This window comes from Vibrio sp. 704 (assembly GCF_033339295.1).
This window is the reverse complement of record NZ_JAWOUH010000943.1, coordinates 1-535: the sequence shown is the minus strand read 5'-3', so window position 1 is coordinate 535 and position 535 is coordinate 1. Positions and strand designations below refer to the sequence as shown.

Sequence of the window (535 nt, the reverse complement as noted above, 5' to 3'; positions counted from 1 at the left end):
ACAATATCTTGCGGCGTAGCGTCTGTTTCTTTCGGCTCCTCGGCAGCCGCTTCAGGTTCAGCTTCACTTGGTGCGAGCGCAACATTGATGTCTTTCAATGCGGTTGGTGCGATCACCAAACGATCGCCCTGCATCGACAAAGCGGTCGAGAACGTTTGCCAATCAATCTGATTGCCTAACACATTGACGTTGATGTCATTAAAGCTGACTTTATTGACAAAAATTGGCACTGGCGTGCTGATAGAACGCAGCGGTGGTGTTTCTTCTTCAGGCTCTTCACTGGCTGGTGGCAATTCTGGCATTTGGAAGTTAACACCTTGCAGCGCCAGTTCATCAACACACACTTTTGGGTCAAAGAAACAGCGGAAGTTAATCGCCAACGCAAGGCGCTCAACTTTCGCATCAATATGTAAAGACTCATCAACAAAGCTGACATTTTGCAGTACAAAACGAGGGAATAGCGAACCTTGAATGTTCTCGACTTTGAGCTGAGGTAAGGCTTTCTCTGCACCCCAAATCGCCAACTTCAATCCTG

At 47.7% G+C, this 535-nt stretch carries 1 pseudogene; it reads right to left on the bottom strand.

The features are described from left to right. A pseudogene (locus R7R24_RS30010) lies at nucleotides 1-535 on the bottom strand (translocation/assembly module TamB); the annotation flags it as partial.